The following is an 18,396-nucleotide window of genomic DNA, read 5'->3' on the forward strand; positions in this document are numbered from 1 at the left end:
TCACGAGATTCTCGGGTCTGCGCTTCGCTCCGCCCGAGAATGACGTTCTGAGTTTGACTCCCCCGCCGACCCGCGCTCCCATCACCTCATGAAGGCCCGCTCCACACCCGCGCGCGCGCCGGCGATCACGCCGGAAATCCTGCTGCGCGCCTATGCGGCCGGCGTCTTCCCGATGGCCGAGAGCGCCGACGATCCCGCCCTGTTCTGGGTCGAACCCGAGATCCGCGGCATCATTCCGCTCGACGCCTTCCATCTGCCAGGCCGGCTGGCGCGCGTTGTCCGCTCCGATCGGTTTGAAATCCGGGTCGATCAGGATTTCGCGGGGGTGATCGCAGCTTGCGCCGAAAGCCGGCCGGACCGGGCCGAGACCTGGATCAACGGTCGCATCCGGGGGCTCTATGGCGAGCTCTTCCATCTCGGCTACGTCCACACCGTCGAATGCTGGCGCGAGGGCAGGCTCGTCGGCGGGCTCTACGGCTTGTCGCTCGGTGGCGCCTTCTTCGGCGAGAGCATGTTCCACCGCGAGACCGACGCCTCGAAGGTGGCGCTGGTGCATCTCGTCGCCCGGCTGCGGCGCGGCGGTTACCGGTTGCTCGACACCCAGTTCCAGACCGCGCATCTCGCCCAGTTCGGCACGCGCGAGATCCCGCGCGAGGCCTATCGCGACCTGCTCGACGCGGCGGTGGCGGCTGAGGGCGACTGGTGGGCCTGGCCACCGGGCGAGCGCGTCAGCGGCGAGGTGGCGCTGGCGGAGTTGCTTGGCTGAACGCCTCTCAGGCTGCTGGCCCGCCGATCGCCATCGGCGACGGTTCCCATAGCTCGATCGGATTGCCCTCGGGATCGTGGATGCGGCAGAAGCGGCCGACCTCGGAATCCCATTCCGGCCGGGTCTCGACCGGGATGCCCGCCGCGCGCAGCGACGCCATCATCGCGTCGAGATCATCGACGCGGAAGTTCACCATCCATTGCTGGCTCGGCCGCCCGAAATAGTCGGTCGTTGCGGCGAAGGGACCGAAGATGGTGGGGCCTGCCTCTTGGCTCCAGACTGTCTTGTTCAGGTCGGCGATGCCGAGATGGCGCTCATACCAAGCCGCCAAAGCTTGCGGATCGCTGCTGCGAAAGAACAGGCCGCCGATGCCGGTGACCCGCGCCATCGTCAGTTGCTGCCGGTGGGATCGCGCCCCTGGACCGGGTTGGTCGGGAAGAAGCGCTGAGTAGGCGCACGTGGCTGAACCGGAACACCCTGCGGTGGTGCAATGTCGATGCGCTGGTTCGGCGGCGGCTGGTTCGGTGTCTGCTGAGCCGGGCGCACCGGACGCTCGGGGCGCTGGCCGGCCGTCGGCGGGGGCGGCGCTTCCGGCTCCTTCGGGTCGACCACCAGTTCTGTGCCGCCTTTGCAGTCGGTCAGCCAGACATCGTAGATCGCGTGCTCGACGCCGTGCAGGCCGGGGCTGGAAGCATACATCCAGCCGGTGAAGATGCGCCGGTACTCGTTGTTGAAGGTGACCTCGTCGACCTCGGTGAAGGAGGTCGTCTGCGGCGCCTCGGTCGGCGGGCGCGTCCAGCAGATGCGCGGCGTGATCTGCAGTGCGCCGAACTGCACCGTCTCGTCGATCGCCACCTCGAAGGAGATGATCCGGCCGGTGATCTTGTCGAGCCCGGCGAAAACCGCGGTGGGATTGCGGATGCGGTCGGCCTTGGCGGGGACGGCCAGCGCGAGCGCTGCGCCGGAGACGGCGGCGAGGGCGAGGATCCTGCGGAGCGAGAGCATGCTGGCTTGTGATTCTCTTGCAGCGCGGCCGAGCCGCGACGGGGCGCAGTAGCACGGCAATCGCAGCGGAAAAAGGGCGGATGGCCTAGAGTCTGCTCGGCCGGGCTGGCCGAAAAGCCGACGGCGTCCTGCGTGCTTGCCATGGCTGGCATGCTCACAGGCTCAAAAGATGCAGTTGCAAGCCATTTGCAAGTCGGTATCTTGCGAATGGCTTGCAACTGCAAAATTGGGGTCCGTATGGAAGCGCGCGTCGAGGGAAAGCCGACCGGCTGGCGTGGCGAGCGGGGGGAGGCTTCGCTGGCCGACGTCCATCGCTCGATCGCAGTACGCAATTCCGGGCCCGGCTGGCGCCGCGCCGCCGCCTTCGTCGGCCCGGGCTATCTCGTCGCCGTCGGCTATATGGACCCGGGCAACTGGGCGACCTCGCTCGCCGGCGGCTCGAAGTTCGGCTACACGTTGCTCGTCGTCGCGCTGGTCTCCAACATCATGGCGATCGTGCTGCAGTCGCTCTGCGCGCGGCTCGCCATAGCCTCCGGCCGCGACCTCGCCCAGGCCTGCCGCGACGCCTTTCCGAAGCCTGTCGCCTATACGCTCTGGTTCCTCGCCGAGGTCGCGATCATCGCCACCGACATCGCCGAGGTGATCGGCACCGCGATCGGCCTCAACCTGATCTTCGGCATCCCGCTCGAACTCGGCGTCATTATCACCGCCCTCGACGTCTTCCTGATCCTTTACCTGCAACGGCTCGGCTTCCGCTGGGTCGAGGCGCTGATCATCACCTTGCTCGGCGTGATCGCGATCTGCTTTGCCATCCAGATCGCGCTCGCCGATCCGGATTGGGGGCAGGTCATCCGCGGCTTCGCGCCGACGACGCAGATCATCACCAATCCCGAGATGCTCTATCTCGCGCTCGGCATCCTCGGCGCGACGGTGATGCCGCATAACCTCTATCTGCACTCCGGCATCGTGCAGACGCGGGCCTATGGTGAGAGCCTGCCCGAAAAGCGCCAGGCACTGAGATATGCCACGATCGATTCGACGGTGGCGCTGATGTTCGCGCTGCTGGTCAATGCCTCGATCCTGATCCTGGCGGCGGCGACCTTCCACAAGACCGGGCAGACCGAGATCGCCGAACTCGGCGAGGCTCACAAGCTGCTCGGCCCGCTACTCGGCCTGGCCATCGCGCCGACCTTGTTCGGCATCGCGCTGCTCTGCTGCGGCATCAATTCGACGGTGACGGCGACGCTCGCCGGCCAGATCGTCATGGAGGGCTTCCTGAAGATCAGGCTGCCGCCCTGGCTGCGCCGGCTGATCACGCGGGCGATCGCGATCGTGCCGGCGGCGGCGGTGACGATCTGGTATGGCGATGCCGGGACGGCGAAGCTCCTGATCCTGACCCAGGTCGTGCTCTCGCTGCAGCTCTCCTTCGCCGTCTTCCCGCTGGTGATGTTCACCGCCGACAGGGCCAAGATGGGCGAGCTCGTCGCGCCGCGCTGGCTCGTCGCCTTCGCCGTGCTGATCGCGGTGGTGATCGCGGCGCTGAACGTCAAGCTGCTGGTCGATTTCGCCGGCGGGGCTGGGTGAGGCGGGCGATCAGCGCCCACGCTTGGCCGCGATCAGGAAGCCAACCAGAGCGAGCGCGGCGAAGGCAGCTCCGTTGAGGAAGGTCGCGGCGGCGCCATAGTGTTCCCAGAGCACTCCGGCGACGACATTGCCGATGAGAACCGAAAGACCGGTCGCGAGGTTGAGCGCGCCGAAGGCGGTGCCGCGCGCTGCGGCCGGGGCCCTGTCGGCAATCAGCGTTGCGAGGATGCCCTGCGAAAAGCCCATATGCAGGCCCCAAAGCGCGATGCCCGCGATCAGCGGCCCCGGCGTCTGCGCGAAGGCGAGTACGAGATCGGCGGCGATCAGGAAGACGAGGCTCGCAGCCAACATGCCATGACGGCCCATGCGGTCGGACAGGATGCCGACGGGATAGGCCGTGAGGCCGTAGACCAGATGCATCAGCACCATGATCAGCGGGACCCAGGCGAGGGCGAAGCCAGCCTGCTGCGCCTTGAGCAACAGGAAGGCTTCGCTGAACCGAGCGAAGGTGAGGACGGCGCAGAGCCCGATCACCACCCAGACCGCCGGGTCGAGCTGCGCCAGTGTGGCGAGGCGGGGGCGCTCACCGCGTTTCCCGGTGGCCGGGGTCTCAGGCTCCTCGATGCCGATCGCGATGACCGCGACGGCGATCAGTGCCGGCACCGCTGCGATCCAGAAGACGGTGACGAAGTTGTTGCCGCTCAGCAGCATCAGGCCGATCGCGACCAGTGGGCCGACGAAGCCGCCGACTGTATCGAGCGACTTGCGCAGGCCGAAGCTGGCACCGCGCAATTCGGGCGGGGTGACATCCGCGATCAGCGCATCGCGCGGCGCGCTCCTGATGCCTTTGCCGATACGGTCGAGGAAACGGGCGCTGGCGATCCAGCCTGCCGTATCCGCGAGCGGAACGATCGGCCTCGACAGGGCCGCAAGCCCGTATCCGGCGAGGATCAACGGTTTGCGACGCCCGGACCAGTCCGACAACACACCGGCGAAGAGCCGGGTGACCATGGCGGTCGCAACCGCGAAGCCCTCGATCAGGCCGATGGTGATGGCAGAGGCGCCAAGTCCGGTCACGAGGTAGAGCGGCAGCAGCGTCTGGATCATCTCGGAGGAGATATCCATCAGCATGCTGACGAGACCGAGCAACCAGACGCTGCGCGGGATGGCGCGGGAGACGGCGGCGAGGGAGGCCGGTGTGGTCACGACATGCCTCGACGACTCGTGCGGCCTACCGCCCGAAATGCCATAGCCTCATCAAATGATGGGAAGCGCGCCCGTTCGTGACAGGCGCGAATCGTTCAGCGCCCCGGCGTCCAGGCCTGGTAGTCGCCGGTCGCCGCCGGGGTCTCGTTGTCGCCGAGCGTCGAGCCCTTCGGCCGATAGGCCAGCGCCGTGCCAGTATGGTTCGGCTGGTGCGACTGCTCCCATTCGCGGGCGACGTATTTTTCCTCGGACGGGGCGACGTCGACGGTGTGGTGCAGCCAGCCGTTCCAGCCGGGCGGGATCATCGAGGCCTCGGCGGGGCCGTTATAGACGACCCAGCGGCGCTGGATGCCGAGCGCCTTGTCCTTCTTGCCGCCCTTGGTGCGGTAATAGATGTTGCCGAACTCGTCCTCGCCGACCTTCTCGCCGAAGCGCCAGGTGTGGAAGCGCGTGCCCATGGTCTGGCCGTTCCACCAGGTGAAGATCTGGAGCAGGGTCTGGTTCATCGCTTCGCGTCCGCGCAGGTCGGGGCCGTCGCGCGACTTATGAAGATGCGGGTGCGCGATGTCCAGTGCGGCTCAGCGCAGCAGCGAGCGGGCGGTCGGGACGAGGCGGGCGATATCGGGAACGCGGCTGCTGCCGATTGGAACCGCGCGCAAGGCGGCCTCGAGCGCCGGTATTGCCTGCGCTACCGCAGGCCGGGCGAGCGTGACGGCGACGCATTCGCCCTCGCGCACGGGTAGCTGCTTGAAGTCGTTCTCGCTGCGATCACTGATCAGGCTGGCGATCACTGCGCCGCCAGTTGAGCCTACCGCATCGGCGATCGCCTTCGCCGCAACCGTGGCCTCAACGTCGGCTGCCTCCGGCGCGAGATGATGGATGGCGACGATGTAATTGCGCCCGTCATCGAGGTCGGCCGTGCCCGGCGGCAGCCGTTCGAGGCTGGATGTATCCAAGCCGGAGCCAGGCGTTGCCGGCTTCAGCATCAGCACGTCGTGCCATTCCAGCATGGTCTCGTTTGCGGCGGGGCCATGCTCGGCCCAGACCGAGCCGTCATAGAAGGCGGGGAGGGAGCGGGTCCGCGCCTCCTGATCGGCAAAGCCGCGGAACCAGACGAACTGGTCGGGCGCAGCGGGATCGCGGAACTGGCAGACGACATTCATCCCAACCGCCTCCTGCGTCTCGACGAGATGAGTGTCGAAGACGTCGATCAGGGCCTCGCGCGCGCCAGGCTTCAAGGTGTAGCGGCGCAGTTCGAAGACGGTGTCGGTCATGGTGGCTCTCCCGTGGTCCTTGCAGGTAGGCCGCGGGGCGGACCAATTCCGTCAGCAGCGTCATGTGGAGCCTCGCCACGATTCGGTCATGATTCGAGACGCGCCGTGGCCGGTTCCGAAATCGCGTCAGCCAGCCAAGCATCGCGCGGATTCAAGCACTTGTGGTCGCTGCTGCAGAGAGCGCTTTCGCTGGTAGGTCGCGCTAGCCCGATTAGGGCTCGGTTAACCATGGTCCGGTGGATTTTAGGGATTTCACAGCGACAAGGATCGTTGCAAGCTGGCAACGGCGCGGCGATTCCGCATGCGATTCCTTGGGCTTAGCCAGTGCCTTGAAACTTATCCCCATGATCCACATCTTCCTACAAGATGTCGTATCCACACCTGTCACCGTGCACTAGTCCTTGACGTCGCAGCCCATTCGGGACTAAATTTTGACAGTCGCGTGACGGCTGGCGGAGACGCCTTTTTCGGCCCGCGAAACGAGTTCCCAGACGGGTCAGGGCGATCACCGCGGCGCGCCAGCTATGGCGACGACGAACGGCGACGTGCGTGCTTCGCCTGGTCGCAACCGGACGCTCGACGGCGGGGTGACACCGCCGCGGGATCCAGGGGCATCAAACCGAGTTGGATTGACATCAGGAGCCGGTGAGCAACCGGCCGCGCGGGGCGCCAGGGTGCGTCCGCGGCAAGCATTGGGGACGAAGCTTATGCGCATCGAGCGCCGCCATACCACCGCCGGCCAGTCGCCCTATGCGGCGATCCCCTTCCGCTCGACGGTGAGCGAGATCCGTAACCCGGATGGTTCGATCGTCTTCCGGCTCGAGGGCATCGAGGTGCCAGAAGCCTGGTCGCAGGTCGCCAGCGACGTGCTCGCGCAGAAGTACTTCCGCAAGGCCGGCGTTCCCGCCGCCATGAGACGCGTCGAGGAGAACGACGTTCCCTCCTTCCTCTGGCGTTCGGTTCCCGACGAGGCCGCGCTGGCGAAGCTGCCTGAGGCTGAGCGCTACGGCTCCGAGATCTCGTCCAAGCAGGTCTTCGACCGGCTCGCCGGCTGCTGGACCTATTGGGGCTGGAAGGGCGGCTATTTCTCCTCGGAAGAGGATGCGCACGCCTTCCATGACGAATTGCGCTTCATGCTGGCCCGCCAGATGGTCGCGCCGAACTCGCCGCAATGGTTCAACACCGGCCTGCATTGGGCCTATGGCATCGACGGGCCGAGCCAGGGCCATTTCTACGTCGACTTCAAGACCGGCAAGCTCGTCAAGTCGAAGTCGAGCTACGAGCACCCGCAGCCGCATGCATGCTTCATCCAGGGCGTGCAGGACGACCTCGTCAACGAGGGCGGCATCATGGATCTGTGGGTCCGTGAGGCGCGCCTCTTTAAGTATGGCTCCGGCACCGGCTCGAACTTCTCGATGCTGCGCGGCGAGGGCGAGAAGCTCGCCGGCGGCGGTCGCTCCTCCGGCCTGATGTCGTTTCTCAAGATCGGCGACCGCGCCGCCGGCGCGATCAAGTCGGGCGGCACCACCCGCCGCGCCGCCAAGATGGTCGTGGTCGACGTCGATCACCCGGACATCGAGACCTATATCGACTGGAAGGTGAAGGAGGAGCAGAAGGTCGCGGCCCTCGTCGCCGGCTCCAAGATCGTCCAGAAGGCGATGAAGGCGGTGATGAAGGCCTGCGTGAACTGCGAGGCTGCCGACGACGCCTGTTTCGATCCCGAGAAGAACCCGGCGCTGAAGCGCGAGATCAAGCTCGCCCGCAAGGCGATGGTGCCTGACAACTACATCAAGCGCGTCATCCAGTTCGCCAAGCAGGGCTACACCGATATCCAGTTCGACACCTACGACACCGACTGGGATTCAGAAGCCTACCTCACCGTCTCTGGCCAGAACTCGAACAACTCGGTCTCGCTGACCGACGACTTCCTGCGCGCTGTCGAGAACGATGGCGACTGGAACCTCATCGGCCGCACCACCGGCAAGGTCACCAAGACCCTGAAGGCGCGCGACCTCTGGGAGAAGATCGGCTACGCCGCCTGGGCCTCGGCCGATCCCGGCCTGCATTTCAACACCACGATGAACGACTGGCACACCAGCCCGGCCTCTGGACGCATCCGCGCCTCGAATCCGTGCTCGGAGTACATGTTCCTCGACGACACCGCCTGCAACCTGGCCTCGGCCAACCTGCTGCAGTTCTACGACCGCGAGGCGAAGGCCTTCGACGTCGCCGGTTACGAGCATCTCTGCCGGCTCTGGACCATCGTGCTCGAGATCTCGGTGACGATGGCGCAGTTCCCCTCGAAGGAAATCGCCGAGCTCTCCTATGAGTACCGCACGCTCGGCCTCGGCTACGCCAATATCGGCGGCCTGCTGATGACCATGGGCCTCGGCTACGACTCCGACGAGGGCAGGGCGCTCGCCGGTGGCCTGACCGCGATCATGACCGGCGTCGCCTATGCGACCTCGGCCGAGATGGCGGGCGAGCTCGGACCGTTCCCCGGCTACAAGAAGAACGCCCGGCACATGCTGCGCGTCATCCGCAACCACCGCGTCGCGGCCCATGGCCAGGCTGCCGGCTATGAGGACCTGCAGGTCACGCCGGTGCCGCTCGACCATGCCACGCTGGAGCGCCTCGGCGGTTCCTCGGCGACACTGTCGGAGCGGGCGAAGGCGAGCTGGGACGAGGCGCTGGCGCTGGGCGAGAAGCACGGCTACCGCAACGCCCAGTCGACCGTGATCGCGCCGACCGGCACGATCGGCCTGGTCATGGACTGCGACACCACCGGCATCGAGCCCGATTTCGCGCTGGTGAAGTTCAAGAAGCTCGCCGGCGGCGGCTATTTCAAGATCATCAATGGTGCGGTTCCGGACGCGCTGCGTGCGCTCGGCTATCGCGAGGCGGACATCGCCGAGATCGAGGCCTATGCCGTCGGCCATGGCTCGATGAAGCAGGCGCCCGCCGTCAACCCGGGCTCGCTCCGGGCCAAGGGCTTCAGCGACGAGAAGATCGAGGCGATCGAGAAGGGGCTGAAGAGCGCCTTCGACATCAAGTTCGTCTTCAACAAGTGGACGCTGGGCGAGGACTTCCTCACCGGTACGCTGAACGTACCGGCCGAGAAGCTCGCCGACGTGACCTTCGAGCTCCTGCCCTTCCTCGGCTTCAGCAAAGCCGAGATCGAGGCCGCCAACGTCCATGTCTGCGGGGCGATGACGCTGGAAGGCGCGCCGCACCTGAAGAAGGAGCACTACAACGTCTTCGATTGCGCCAATCCCTGCGGTCGCATCGGCAAGCGCTATCTCTCGGTCGAGAGCCATATCCGCATGATGGCGGCGGCGCAGCCCTTCATCTCGGGCGCGATCTCCAAGACCATCAACATGCCGAACGACGCCACCGTCGAGGATTGCAAAAGCGCCTATCTGCTCTCCTGGAAGCTGGCGCTGAAGGCGAACGCGCTCTACCGCGACGGCTCGAAGCTGTCGCAGCCGCTGAACTCGGCCCTGATCGCCGACGAGGACGACGACGCCGACGACGCGACCGAGGCGCTCTACCAGCAGCCGCTGGCGGCGCGCGCCACGCAGATCGCCGAGAAGATCGTCGAGCGCATCGTCGAGCGGGTCGAGCGGGTGCGCGACCGCGAGAAGATGCCCTCGCGCCGCACCGGCTACATCCAGAAAGCGGTGGTCGGCGGCCACAAGGTCTATGTCCACACCGGCGAGTATTCCGACGGGCGCCTCGGCGAGATCTTCATCGACATGCACAAGGAGGGCGCGGCCTTCCGGGCGATGATGAACAACTTCGCCATCGCGGTCTCGCTCGGCCTGCAATACGGCGTGCCGCTGGAGGAGTATGTCGAGGCCTTCACCTTCACCCGCTTCGAGCCCTCGGGCTTCGTGCAGGGCAACCAGTCGATCAAGAACGCGACCTCGATCCTCGACTACGTTTTCCGCGAGCTCGCGATCTCCTATCTCGGCCGGCACGACCTCGCCCATGTCGATCCCTCTGAGATCGGCCATGACGTGATGGGCGGCGGCGTCGAGCAGGGCAGGGCGCCGGATGCGGCCGGGCCGATCACCTCGACCCCGCTGGCCTCCTCGGGCTTCCGCCGCGGCAAGCCGATCAACCTGCTCGCCATCCAGGGCGGCGCTGCGGCCAACGACGCGGTCGCCCGCGGCGGCGCCAGCCTGACCGGTATCTCGACCCTCGGCGCGACCGCGCTGAAGGAGGAGCCGGAGGCCTATGGCGAGGCTGAGATGAGCAAGCTCGGCTTTGCCGCCCCCGCCGCCCAGCCAAGCGCCTCCGAGCGCCGGGCCGAGGCGATCATGAAGGGCTATGTCGGCGACTCGTGCGGCGAGTGCGGCAACTTCACGCTGGTGCGGAACGGCACCTGCTTGAAGTGCAACACCTGCGGCTCGACGACTGGGTGTTCGTGAGGTTGGATTTCAGCTGAAAGTTCTGCAATCGCGAGAGGGCGCCCGGCTTAGACCGGGCGCTTTTTCTTGGCGTGAGCGCTTCAGGGTCGACGTCAACGGGAACCAGGACGTGCCGGCTCGCATGTGGAGCAACTAGTAGACATCTAGGCAGTGACCCCCGTTTATGGGCCTTCTAGAACCCTTCAGCTTTGCGAGGTTTTGGCTCGCACCAGCCGGCGTCATCTGCCGTCTTGCTCCAAATGGCGCAGATGGGCGCAAAACATGTCGGCGAGGGCGTCGGCATAGGCCTGGATTTCGGCATCGGTCCGCGCAGTTGCCGAGAACTCCTTGCCGACGGCGCTCAGCGTCATGGTGATGAGATTTTTAGCCAGGGCGCGTTCACCGGTCGAAGCGGCTGGCAGCGCCGCCACCATAAACGTCTCGAAAAGCCGGCTGCCGGCCGCGCGTGCCTCCCGCGCCTCGGGAGTGTCGCGGTATAGAGGCGCCGCATCGTTGAGTGCGATACGCACCGCGGCCTCGTCGCATTCGGACTGGATGAAGGCGTGGACCAGCGTTCGCAGGCGGGCGAGCGGTGGTTTGGTTGCATCGCCGAGGATGCCGGCCAGCATCGCGTTGGTCTGCCGCCACTCGTCGCTCTGCAGCCGGAACAGGATGGCCGCCTTGTTCGGGAAATACTGATACAGCGAGCCGACGCTGACGCCGGCCTTTTCGGCCACTCGCGCCGTGGTGAAACGCTGCGCGCCCTCCTTTGCCAGAACCTGAACAGCGGCCTCAAGGATGGCCGACACCAGCTCCGCCGAGCGGGCCTGCTTCGGCGCTTTTCGTGAGGAAATCCGGGAGGTTGGCCGATCGGCCATATTGCGCTCCGCCAATGCGAATAGGAAACGCGACGAATTATTCGTATTTTCTGCGCCGAGACAAGACCCGCCAACTTCCGATCGGAGCAGACCCCATGACGACCCTGACAGCAGCGCCGCTTGCGCCCCTCCTGGACCACCTGTTCGAGCAGGCGAACGCGGCCTCCAGCCCTGCGCTGGTGGGCTTCTCGCATGAGGAGCGCGAACGCCTCATGCGCAGCAAGACCGAATATCTCGACCTCTATGGTCGCCTGAAGGATCTCTGGCTTCCCGTTTCGCGGGAGACGGGCGTGCTGCTCTACATGCTGGCACGCAGCAGCCGCGCCCGGACGATCGTCGAGTTCGGCACCTCCTTCGGCATCTCGACCCTGCATCTTGCTGCTGCCTTGCGCGACAATGGCGGGGGGCGGTTGATCACCTCCGAGTTCGAGCCCGCCAAGGTGGCACGAGCGCGCGAGCATCTGAATGCCGGGGGCCTCGCCGACCTGGTCGAAATCCGGGAGGGCGATGCGCTGAAGACGCTCGGTGCCGATCTTCCTGAAACGGTCGATCTGCTGCTGCTCGATGGCGCCAAGTCGCTTTATCCCGACATCCTCGGCCTGGTGAAGGGCAGCCTCCGTTCCGGTTCGTTCGTCGTCGCGGACAACGCCGATGACTGCCCGGAATACCTGCAGCAGGTGCGTGCACCCGGCAGTGGTTACCTGTCCGTCCCCTTCGCCGACGACGTCGAATTGTCCATGTGCCTCGGCTGAGGCGCGGGGCAGGTCTTGACCAATCGGCCCGGAGACCATGCCAAGCGTGCCATCACGCGGCCCGAGTTCCGCACTGTCGGTAGTGCGAGCGCCGAGCCCTCACGCACCGGTTGCGGCGATGACGGCGTCGACATCCGTCACGACGCCGACATTCTGCAGCGCGTAGTTGACCGAGGCGGTGTGCCATTCGGCATTCATCGTCGAGCAGGCATCCTCCGGCACCACCATGAAATAGCCCTTGTCGGCGCCGGTGCGGGCGGTGTGCTCGATCGACATGTTGGTCCAGGCGCCGGTGACGATGACGATGTCGCGGCCGAGCGCCTTGAGCACGGTCTCCAGCCGCGTGCCTTCCCAGGCGCTCATGCGCTGCTTCTCGACGACATGGTCGCCGCCTTGCGCCTCGAGGCCCGACACGGGCGCTGCGCCCCAGGTGCCGCGTACCAGCGCCTTGGCATCGGCCAGGCCTTCGAACAAGGGCGCGTTCATGGTGACGCCGGGCGTGCCGGCCTCGACAATGAACCAGACATGGATCACCGGAATGCCGCGCGCTCGCGCCGCCTGTGCCAAACGCGCGCCATTGGCGATCGCGTTCTGCTGGCGGCAATGCTCCGGCGAGCCCGAGCTGGCAAAGGCGCCGCCCTCCATGACGACGTCGTTCTGCATGTCCTGGATGATCAGGGCGCAGCGCGACGGATCGAGCCCGTAGCCGGCGGCGGCCTTCTTCGTGCCGTTCGCCGAGACGGAGGCAGCGGGGCTGGCGTCAGCGAGCGGCCGCTCCGCCGCGGCGCTGCGGCCGGGCTGCTGGGCGGCAGCCTTCATGTAGGGCTCGCGGCGCGGCCCGACCTTGGTCTCGACCGCGTAAAGCGAATGGCTCGCGGTGAGGAAGAGCGTGCGCCAGTCCGGCCCGCCCCAGGTGAGATTGCCTACGAGCTCCGGCACACGCAGCTTGCCAATCAGCTCGCCCTTGATCGAATAGACCCAGACGCCACCTGGGCCCGTGACCCAGATATTGCCCTGCGCATCGCATTTCATCCCGTCCGGGACGCCGGGCTCGGTCCCGACGATGCCCGAGGCGAAGATCCGGCCGGAGCCGAGCTGGCCATCCGGTTTGACGTCGAAGACGCGGATATTGTGCTGGACGGTGTCGTTGACGAAGAGCCGGTCCTCGCTCGGGCAGAAGCAGAGCCCGTTCGGCTGGTCGAAGAGATAGCGGTCGACCAGGAGCTGCGGCGCTCCGCCTTCGGGCGGAATGCGGTAGACCCCCTGGAAACCGAGCTGGCGCGGGCGCTCGACGCCGAAGACCGGCATGCGGCCATACCAGGGATCGGAGAAATAGATCGCCCCGTCCGACTTCACGACGACGTCGTTGGGGCTGTTGAGCTCCATGCCTTCGAAATGCGAGGCGATGACTTCGCGCTGCCCGTCCTCCCGCTCGCGCACCAGCGCCGAGGTCGCGTGCTCGCAGACGATCAGGTTCAGCGTGGCATCATAGGTCATGCCGTTGCATTTGTTCGCCGGCCGCCTGACCTCACGCACGCCGTCCTTGTCCCAGCGGCGACGCACATCGCCCGGCATGTCCGAGAACAGCAGGTGCTGCTCGCCCGGATGCCAGATCGGGCCCTCGCTGAACTCGAAACCGGTGCCGAGCTGGCGCACCGGCGCCCAGAGGTCGATCAGGTCGGCGAAGCCGGGCTGGACGGGCAGATGCGTGGTCATGCTGCCGGCCCCCGTCAGGCCGCGAACCAGTTGCGCGCCGGCAGCGACTGCACCACCGGGCCGGGCACTGCCATGTCCATGCGGCCGACGACCTGGCCATGGGCGATCTTGGCCGGCTTGTCGTGCACAGGCAGCAGGAACGCACCGGCCGAGAGCAACTTCTTGATCGCCGCCTTCTCCTCGCGCTTGGAGACCCCGTGATTGCCGGTGGTGCGCGGTTCGTTGGCGTGGAGCTCGTGGAAGGGCGTGACGATCTGGTCGTTGAAGTCGTAGATCACGTCGCCGCAGATGATGGCGCGGCCCTCGTTGGTGTCGACATGGACGTTCATCGAGCCCTCGGTGTGGGCGCCGGCGGCTTCGAGATAGCAGCCGGGAAAGAGCTCGATCATCCCGGAGAGTTCGAGATCCTCGAAGCGCAGCGCGTCGCGCGTGTGCAGCCGGTCGATCAGGTGCTTGATGTCGGGTGCCGGATATTGCGGGTGCATCAGCCCGGAGACCGAGTATTCGAGCTCGCGCCGGTTGACGAGCACCGTGGTGTTCATCGGAAAGAGCTCGTCCTTGCCAGCATGGTCGATATGGAGATGGGTGTGCATGACATAGCGCACATCGCCCATCCGCACGCCGTGCCTGGCGAGCTGGTTCTCGATCATGTTCTCGTGGAACTGGAGGCCGCGCATGCCGAGGCTCTCCATGATCTGGTTGTGGCGGTAGCCGGTATCGACCACGACCGGCCAGGGTCCGCCGAGGATCAGGAAGCCGTAGGTCGGCACCCGCCTTGTGCGGCCGCAATCGCGGCCGAGCACGAGGAAGCTCGATTCCAGCTCGATATCGCCATAATCGAGAATCTTGATTTCGAGGGCCATGAGCGTCCTCCCCTTGATTATTGGCCGAGGCGGTAGACCCGCCTTGCAGTCTCGTTGAACACGGCGGCCTGCGCCGTTTCGGGCACGGCAGCGCGATGCGCATCGATCAGCTCGGCGTAAGTCGTCCAGAGCTTCTCGATCGGGAAATTGGAGCCGAACAGGCAGCGCTCCGCGCCGAACAGATTGAGCGTCTCGCCGATGATGAAGGCGATGGTCTCGGGATCGTTGCGGCGCAGGAAGGTGCCGAGACCCGAGAGCTTGCTGACGATGTTGGGCTGGGCTGCGAGCAGCGTCATGCCCTCGCGCCAGGCGGCGATGCCCGCCGGCAAAAGGTCCTCCAGCATGCCGGCATGCTGGAGCACGAAGGTCACGCCCGGGCAGGCGGCTGCGAGCTCGGCGGCGCCCGCCATCTGGCCGGCGAAGACCTGGAGGTCGAAGCTGAAGCCATACTCCGCCAGCCGCCCGACATTGGCGATCAGCCGCGGATCGCGCGCAAGATCGGGGCCGCTGGCGAAGCGGTAGAGCGTGTTCTCGTGCCAGTGCAGTTGCATGCGCACGCCGCGCACTCGGGCGTTGCGCGCGAGTTGGTCGAGCTGCGGACGGACATCCGCCGCGAGCATGTCGGCATAGGCGACGATGGCGATCGGGAAGCCGGATTCCTCCGAGGCCTGCGAGACGTAGGCGATCTCGTCGAGATAGCGGTCGGTCGCCCAGTTGGCCTGGACATAGACGGCTTCAGTCACACCCGTCGGGCGGCAATCGCCGAGATATTCCGTGACCGCGTAATCGCGCCGGATCGGCTCGTAGGGCCCGAAGATGCGCGGCTGCATCGGCCCGAGCAGCCAGGGCAGGTCAGCCTGCCGCCAGATGTGAAAATGAGAGTCGACGATATCGATCATGCAGCGAGCGTGCCTCCGAGCGAAAGGATGTGCCGGCAGATCCGCGCCGTGCTGCCGCCATCCGACAGGCTGGCGAGGCGCGGCGCTATCAGCCTGAGCGCCTCGGTTTCGGGCCGATAGCCGGGATCGGCCGCCAGCGGCGTCAGCCAGTCGATGCGGTGGGCGCGCTGCGCGAGCCGAGTGACGGCGCCGACCAAAGCCGAGGGATCGCCGCGTTCGAGACCATCCGAGAGCACGATGACGATGGCGCCGCGCGCGTAGGAGGCGAAGCGGGGGACGGCGAGGAAGGCCTGCAGCGCGTCGCCGATGCGCGTGCCGCCGTCCCAGTCGGCAACGAGCCCGGAAGCCTCCGCCAGCGCCTGCTCGCGCCGCTTGCGCCGCAGCGCCCGCGTGACGCGGGTCAATCGCGTGCCGAAGGTGAAGACCTCAACCCGCTGGGTCGCCTGCACGATCGTATGCGCGAGCGCGAGATTGGCGTCGCTGCGCTGCTTCATCGAGCCGGAAACGTCGATCATCAGCAGGATCGGCCGCGGCCGCGTCACGCGCCGGAGCCGCTTCAGGCTCATCACCTCGCCATCATGGCGGATCGCATCCTTGAGGCTGCGGGCGAGATCGACGACGGGTCCGCGTCGTGCGGTTCGATGACGATAGCCGCGGCGGCGGGGCAGGGCGGCCGGCAGCGCCCGGCCGAAGCGGCGCAAGGTTTCGCTTTCGTCCAGCGTCTTCAGCCAGCGTACCGACAAAGCCTCAGCGCCGGTCGCGACCTGGCCGGTCTCGTTGGCTTCCTCGCCGATCAGCACCTCGCGCGAGCCGGTATCCTCTTGGACCGAGATGTCCTCGTCCGGCGCGAAGTCGTCGTCGCTAGGCTCGGCGAGGGCGCCGCCGAGGAAATGCATGTCGAACAGCGCATCGAAGCGCTCGCGCTGTTCCGGATGGGGCGCGAGCGTCGCGATGGCGGCCTTGCGGATATGCTCGATGCTGCGCGGGCCGAGCAATTCGACCGCCATCAGGAAGCTGGTCGTCTGCTCGGGCGCGGCCGCGATGCCATGCTCGCGCAGCAACGCCGGGAAGGCGACGAAGAGCCGGGCGGCTGCGGGGAGTGGCGCGATCATGCCGCCAGCCCGGGGATGAAGAGCGGCAGGCGCGGCCGTAAGTGCGCGAGGTCCTCCTCATCCTTGATCGCGGCGCCGAGCGAGCGACGGAAGGCCTCCGGCCAAGCTGCGCCGGTCTGCGCGAGGGCAGTCGCGGCCTCGGCCCAGTCGACCGCCTCGGCGACGCCCGGCGGCTTGGCCAGCGGCTCCTGCCGCAGCAGCCCGACGGCCTGGACGACGGCACGGGCCGTGCTCTCGGCAACGGCCGAGGAGCGCAGCATGATGATCTGCGCCTCGCGCTCCGGTTCGGGATAGGCAATGTAGTGATAGACGCAGCGGCGGCGCAGCGCCTCATGCAGTTCGCGCGTGCGGTTCGAGGTCAGGATCACGACCGGTCGCTCGGCCGCGCGCAGCGTGCCGCGCTCGGGGATCGAGATCGAGAAATCCGAAAGGAATTCGAGCAGGAAGGCTTCGAACTCATGGTCGGAGCGGTCGATCTCGTCGATCAGCAGCACGGTCGATTCCGGTCGCCGCAACGTCGTCAGCATCGGCCGTTCGATCAGGAAGTCGTCGCGATAGATGTCGAGCTGTTCGCCTTCCTTGGCCTGGCGGATGGCGAGCATCTGGCGCGGATAGTTCCACTCGTAGAGTGCGGCGGCCGCATCGATGCCTTCGAAGCATTGCAGGCGGATGAGCTGGCGCCCGAGAATGCCAGCGAGCGCCTTGGCGGCTTCCGTCTTGCCGACGCCGGGCGCGCCTTCGAGCAGCAGCGGCTTGCCGAGCGCGAGCGAGAGGTAACCAGCCGTCGCGATGCCGTCATCGGCGAGATACATCGCCGCCTGCAGGGCCTCGGCGAGGTCCTCGGGGCTGGAGATGCCGGCGACGGTCGTCCTCAGCGCCATGCCGTCACCGCCAGTTCACCGGGCCGCCGCGGCGCGGGCCCGGTTTGACGCCGCCATTGGCCTTGATGCCGCGCAGGATCTTCTCCGGCGTGATCGGGAGTTCATCGACCCGCACGCCGATCGCGTTGTAGACGGCATTGGCGACCGCGGGCAGCACCGGGTTGGCGCACATCTCGCCCGGGCCTTTGCCGCCGAACGGCCCGTCCGGCGCCGGGCGCTCCAGCACGGTGACGTGATAGGGCGCGATGTCGCCCGGTCCCGGCATCAGGTATTCATTGAAGTCGCGCGGGCCGTGCTCGGGGCTGGGGTAATACGGTTCCGGCGTTTCATACAATGCGTGGCTGATGCCCATCCAGGCGCCGCCGACCAGTTGCTGCTCGACCATGCGCGGATTGATGACGCGGCCGAGCTCATAGGCGCTGGTCATCCGGAGCACCTCGACCTCGCCGGTCTCGTCGTCGACGCTGACGTCGGCGACGAGGCAGGCATGGGCGAAGGCGGTGTTCGGGTTCATCTCGCCGGTCTCGGCATCGACGGCCGAAAGCGGGATCAGGAAGATGCCGCGCCCGGCTATGGTCTTGCCCTGCTTGAACTGCGCCGCCTGCGCCGTCGCCTTGACCGTGATGCTGCGCGAGGGCGCGCCGCGGACATGGATGTTGCCGAGCCCGTCGGTGACGAGATCGGCGGCGTTGACCTCGAGCTCCTCGGCTGCGGCTTCGAGCAGCACGCCGCGGGCCTCGCGGGCGGCGACGATGATGGCGTTGCCCATCCGGTGCGTGCCGCGCGAGGCGAAGGAGCCCATGTCGTGCGGGCCGGTGTCGCTGTCGGCGGTGTCGACATAGACGTCCTCGACGGGAACGCCGAGCGTCTCTGCCGCGATCTGGCGCGAGACCTGCTTCATGCCCTGGCCGAGATCGATCGCCGAGAGCGCGACGGTGAACTTGCCGTCGGGGTTGGAATGGATCAGCGCCTGGCTTGGATCGCCGCCGAGATTCATGCCGATCGGATAGTTGACCGAGGCCATGCCGCGGCCTTCGTGACGGGCCAT

General features: G+C 66.7%; 16 protein-coding genes. 4 read left to right on the forward strand and 12 right to left on the reverse strand.

The genetic code is table 11. The features are described 5' to 3' along the window. Positions 1–88 precede the first annotated feature (88 nt). Complete coding sequence (gene aat, locus ACSQ3M_RS02985) at positions 89–766, forward strand: leucyl/phenylalanyl-tRNA--protein transferase (protein WP_436148574.1); 678 nt, start codon at positions 89–91, stop codon at positions 764–766. A 7-nt stretch (positions 767–773) separates the two neighbouring features. Here aat and ACSQ3M_RS02990 read toward each other — a convergent pair whose 3' ends face one another. Both ACSQ3M_RS02990 and ACSQ3M_RS02995 read right to left on the reverse strand, forming a co-directional pair. After that, positions 774–1,154 carry a VOC family protein gene (locus ACSQ3M_RS02990; protein ID WP_436148575.1) on the reverse strand — a complete coding sequence of 127 codons (381 nt, stop codon included), beginning with the start codon at positions 1,152–1,154 and terminating at the stop codon, positions 774–776. A gap of 2 nt (positions 1,155–1,156) precedes the next feature. Beyond that, positions 1,157–1,771 carry a DUF2155 domain-containing protein gene (locus tag ACSQ3M_RS02995; RefSeq protein ID WP_436148576.1) on the reverse strand — a complete coding sequence of 205 codons (615 nt, stop codon included), beginning with the start codon at positions 1,769–1,771 and terminating at the stop codon, positions 1,157–1,159. Between the two features lie 237 nt (positions 1,772–2,008). Between ACSQ3M_RS02995 and ACSQ3M_RS03000 the strand changes: the two genes are divergently transcribed. Further along, positions 2,009–3,355, forward strand: coding sequence for an Nramp family divalent metal transporter (locus ACSQ3M_RS03000; RefSeq protein ID WP_436148577.1), 1,347 nt, complete (start codon positions 2,009–2,011; stop codon positions 3,353–3,355). Positions 3,356–3,364: 9 nt separating this feature from the next. Here ACSQ3M_RS03000 and ACSQ3M_RS03005 read toward each other — a convergent pair whose 3' ends face one another. The 3 genes from ACSQ3M_RS03005 to ACSQ3M_RS03015 all read right to left on the reverse strand — a co-directional run bounded on the left by ACSQ3M_RS03005 (position 3,365) and on the right by ACSQ3M_RS03015 (position 5,835). Continuing rightward, on the reverse strand, positions 3,365–4,561 hold the full coding sequence (locus ACSQ3M_RS03005) for an MFS transporter (RefSeq protein WP_436148578.1): 1,197 nt from the start codon (positions 4,559–4,561) through the stop codon (positions 3,365–3,367). 95 nt (positions 4,562–4,656) lie between these two features. Next, a complete protein-coding gene (locus tag ACSQ3M_RS03010; protein WP_436148579.1) occupies positions 4,657–5,067 on the reverse strand; it encodes an NADH:ubiquinone oxidoreductase subunit NDUFA12 in 411 nt (136 codons plus the stop codon). A 72-nt stretch (positions 5,068–5,139) separates the two neighbouring features. Next, positions 5,140–5,835 carry an NIPSNAP family protein gene (locus ACSQ3M_RS03015; RefSeq protein WP_436148580.1) on the reverse strand — a complete coding sequence of 232 codons (696 nt, stop codon included), beginning with the start codon at positions 5,833–5,835 and terminating at the stop codon, positions 5,140–5,142. Between the two features lie 707 nt (positions 5,836–6,542). Between ACSQ3M_RS03015 and ACSQ3M_RS03020 the strand changes: the two genes are divergently transcribed. After that, complete coding sequence (locus ACSQ3M_RS03020) at positions 6,543–10,268, forward strand: vitamin B12-dependent ribonucleotide reductase (RefSeq protein WP_436148581.1); 3,726 nt, start codon at positions 6,543–6,545, stop codon at positions 10,266–10,268. Between the two features lie 218 nt (positions 10,269–10,486). Here ACSQ3M_RS03020 and ACSQ3M_RS03025 read toward each other — a convergent pair whose 3' ends face one another. Next, entirely contained in the window at positions 10,487–11,125 is a 639-nt protein-coding gene (locus tag ACSQ3M_RS03025; RefSeq protein ID WP_436148582.1) for a TetR family transcriptional regulator, read from the reverse strand. Between the two features lie 95 nt (positions 11,126–11,220). Between ACSQ3M_RS03025 and ACSQ3M_RS03030 the strand changes: the two genes are divergently transcribed. Continuing rightward, positions 11,221–11,877, forward strand: coding sequence for an O-methyltransferase (locus tag ACSQ3M_RS03030; protein WP_436148583.1), 657 nt, complete (start codon positions 11,221–11,223; stop codon positions 11,875–11,877). Between the two features lie 99 nt (positions 11,878–11,976). On the opposite strand, the gene ACSQ3M_RS03035 is transcribed toward ACSQ3M_RS03030, so the two are convergent. From ACSQ3M_RS03035 to ACSQ3M_RS03060, 6 genes are read right to left on the reverse strand one after another with little or no spacing between them, the layout of a single operon-like run. Further along, entirely contained in the window at positions 11,977–13,593 is a 1,617-nt protein-coding gene (locus ACSQ3M_RS03035) for an isochorismatase family protein (RefSeq protein WP_436148584.1), read from the reverse strand. Between the two features lie 14 nt (positions 13,594–13,607). Further along, the gene (locus ACSQ3M_RS03040; RefSeq protein WP_436148585.1) at positions 13,608–14,456 is read right to left on the reverse strand and encodes an N-acyl homoserine lactonase family protein; all 849 of its coding nucleotides are present in this window, start codon (positions 14,454–14,456) and stop codon (positions 13,608–13,610) included. A 17-nt stretch (positions 14,457–14,473) separates the two neighbouring features. After that, positions 14,474–15,355, reverse strand: a complete 882-nt coding sequence (locus ACSQ3M_RS03045) for an amidohydrolase family protein (protein WP_436148586.1) — start codon at positions 15,353–15,355, stop codon at positions 14,474–14,476. Continuing rightward, positions 15,352–16,467 (reverse strand): vWA domain-containing protein, encoded by a 1,116-nt coding sequence (locus ACSQ3M_RS03050; protein ID WP_436148587.1) that lies wholly within the window; start codon positions 16,465–16,467, stop codon positions 15,352–15,354. The genes ACSQ3M_RS03045 and ACSQ3M_RS03050 overlap by 4 nt, the downstream gene beginning before the upstream one ends. Beyond that, on the reverse strand, positions 16,464–17,348 hold the full coding sequence (locus tag ACSQ3M_RS03055) for an AAA family ATPase (protein ID WP_436148588.1): 885 nt from the start codon (positions 17,346–17,348) through the stop codon (positions 16,464–16,466). Before ACSQ3M_RS03055 ends, ACSQ3M_RS03050 begins: the two co-directional genes overlap by 4 nt. Positions 17,349–17,352: 4 nt before the next feature. After that, positions 17,353–18,396 (reverse strand): xanthine dehydrogenase family protein molybdopterin-binding subunit, encoded by a 1,044-nt coding sequence (locus ACSQ3M_RS03060; protein ID WP_436148589.1) that lies wholly within the window; start codon positions 18,394–18,396, stop codon positions 17,353–17,355.

This window comes from Allobosea sp. LjRoot90, assembly GCF_964254315.1.
GTDB lineage: Bacteria > Pseudomonadota > Alphaproteobacteria > Rhizobiales > Beijerinckiaceae > Allobosea.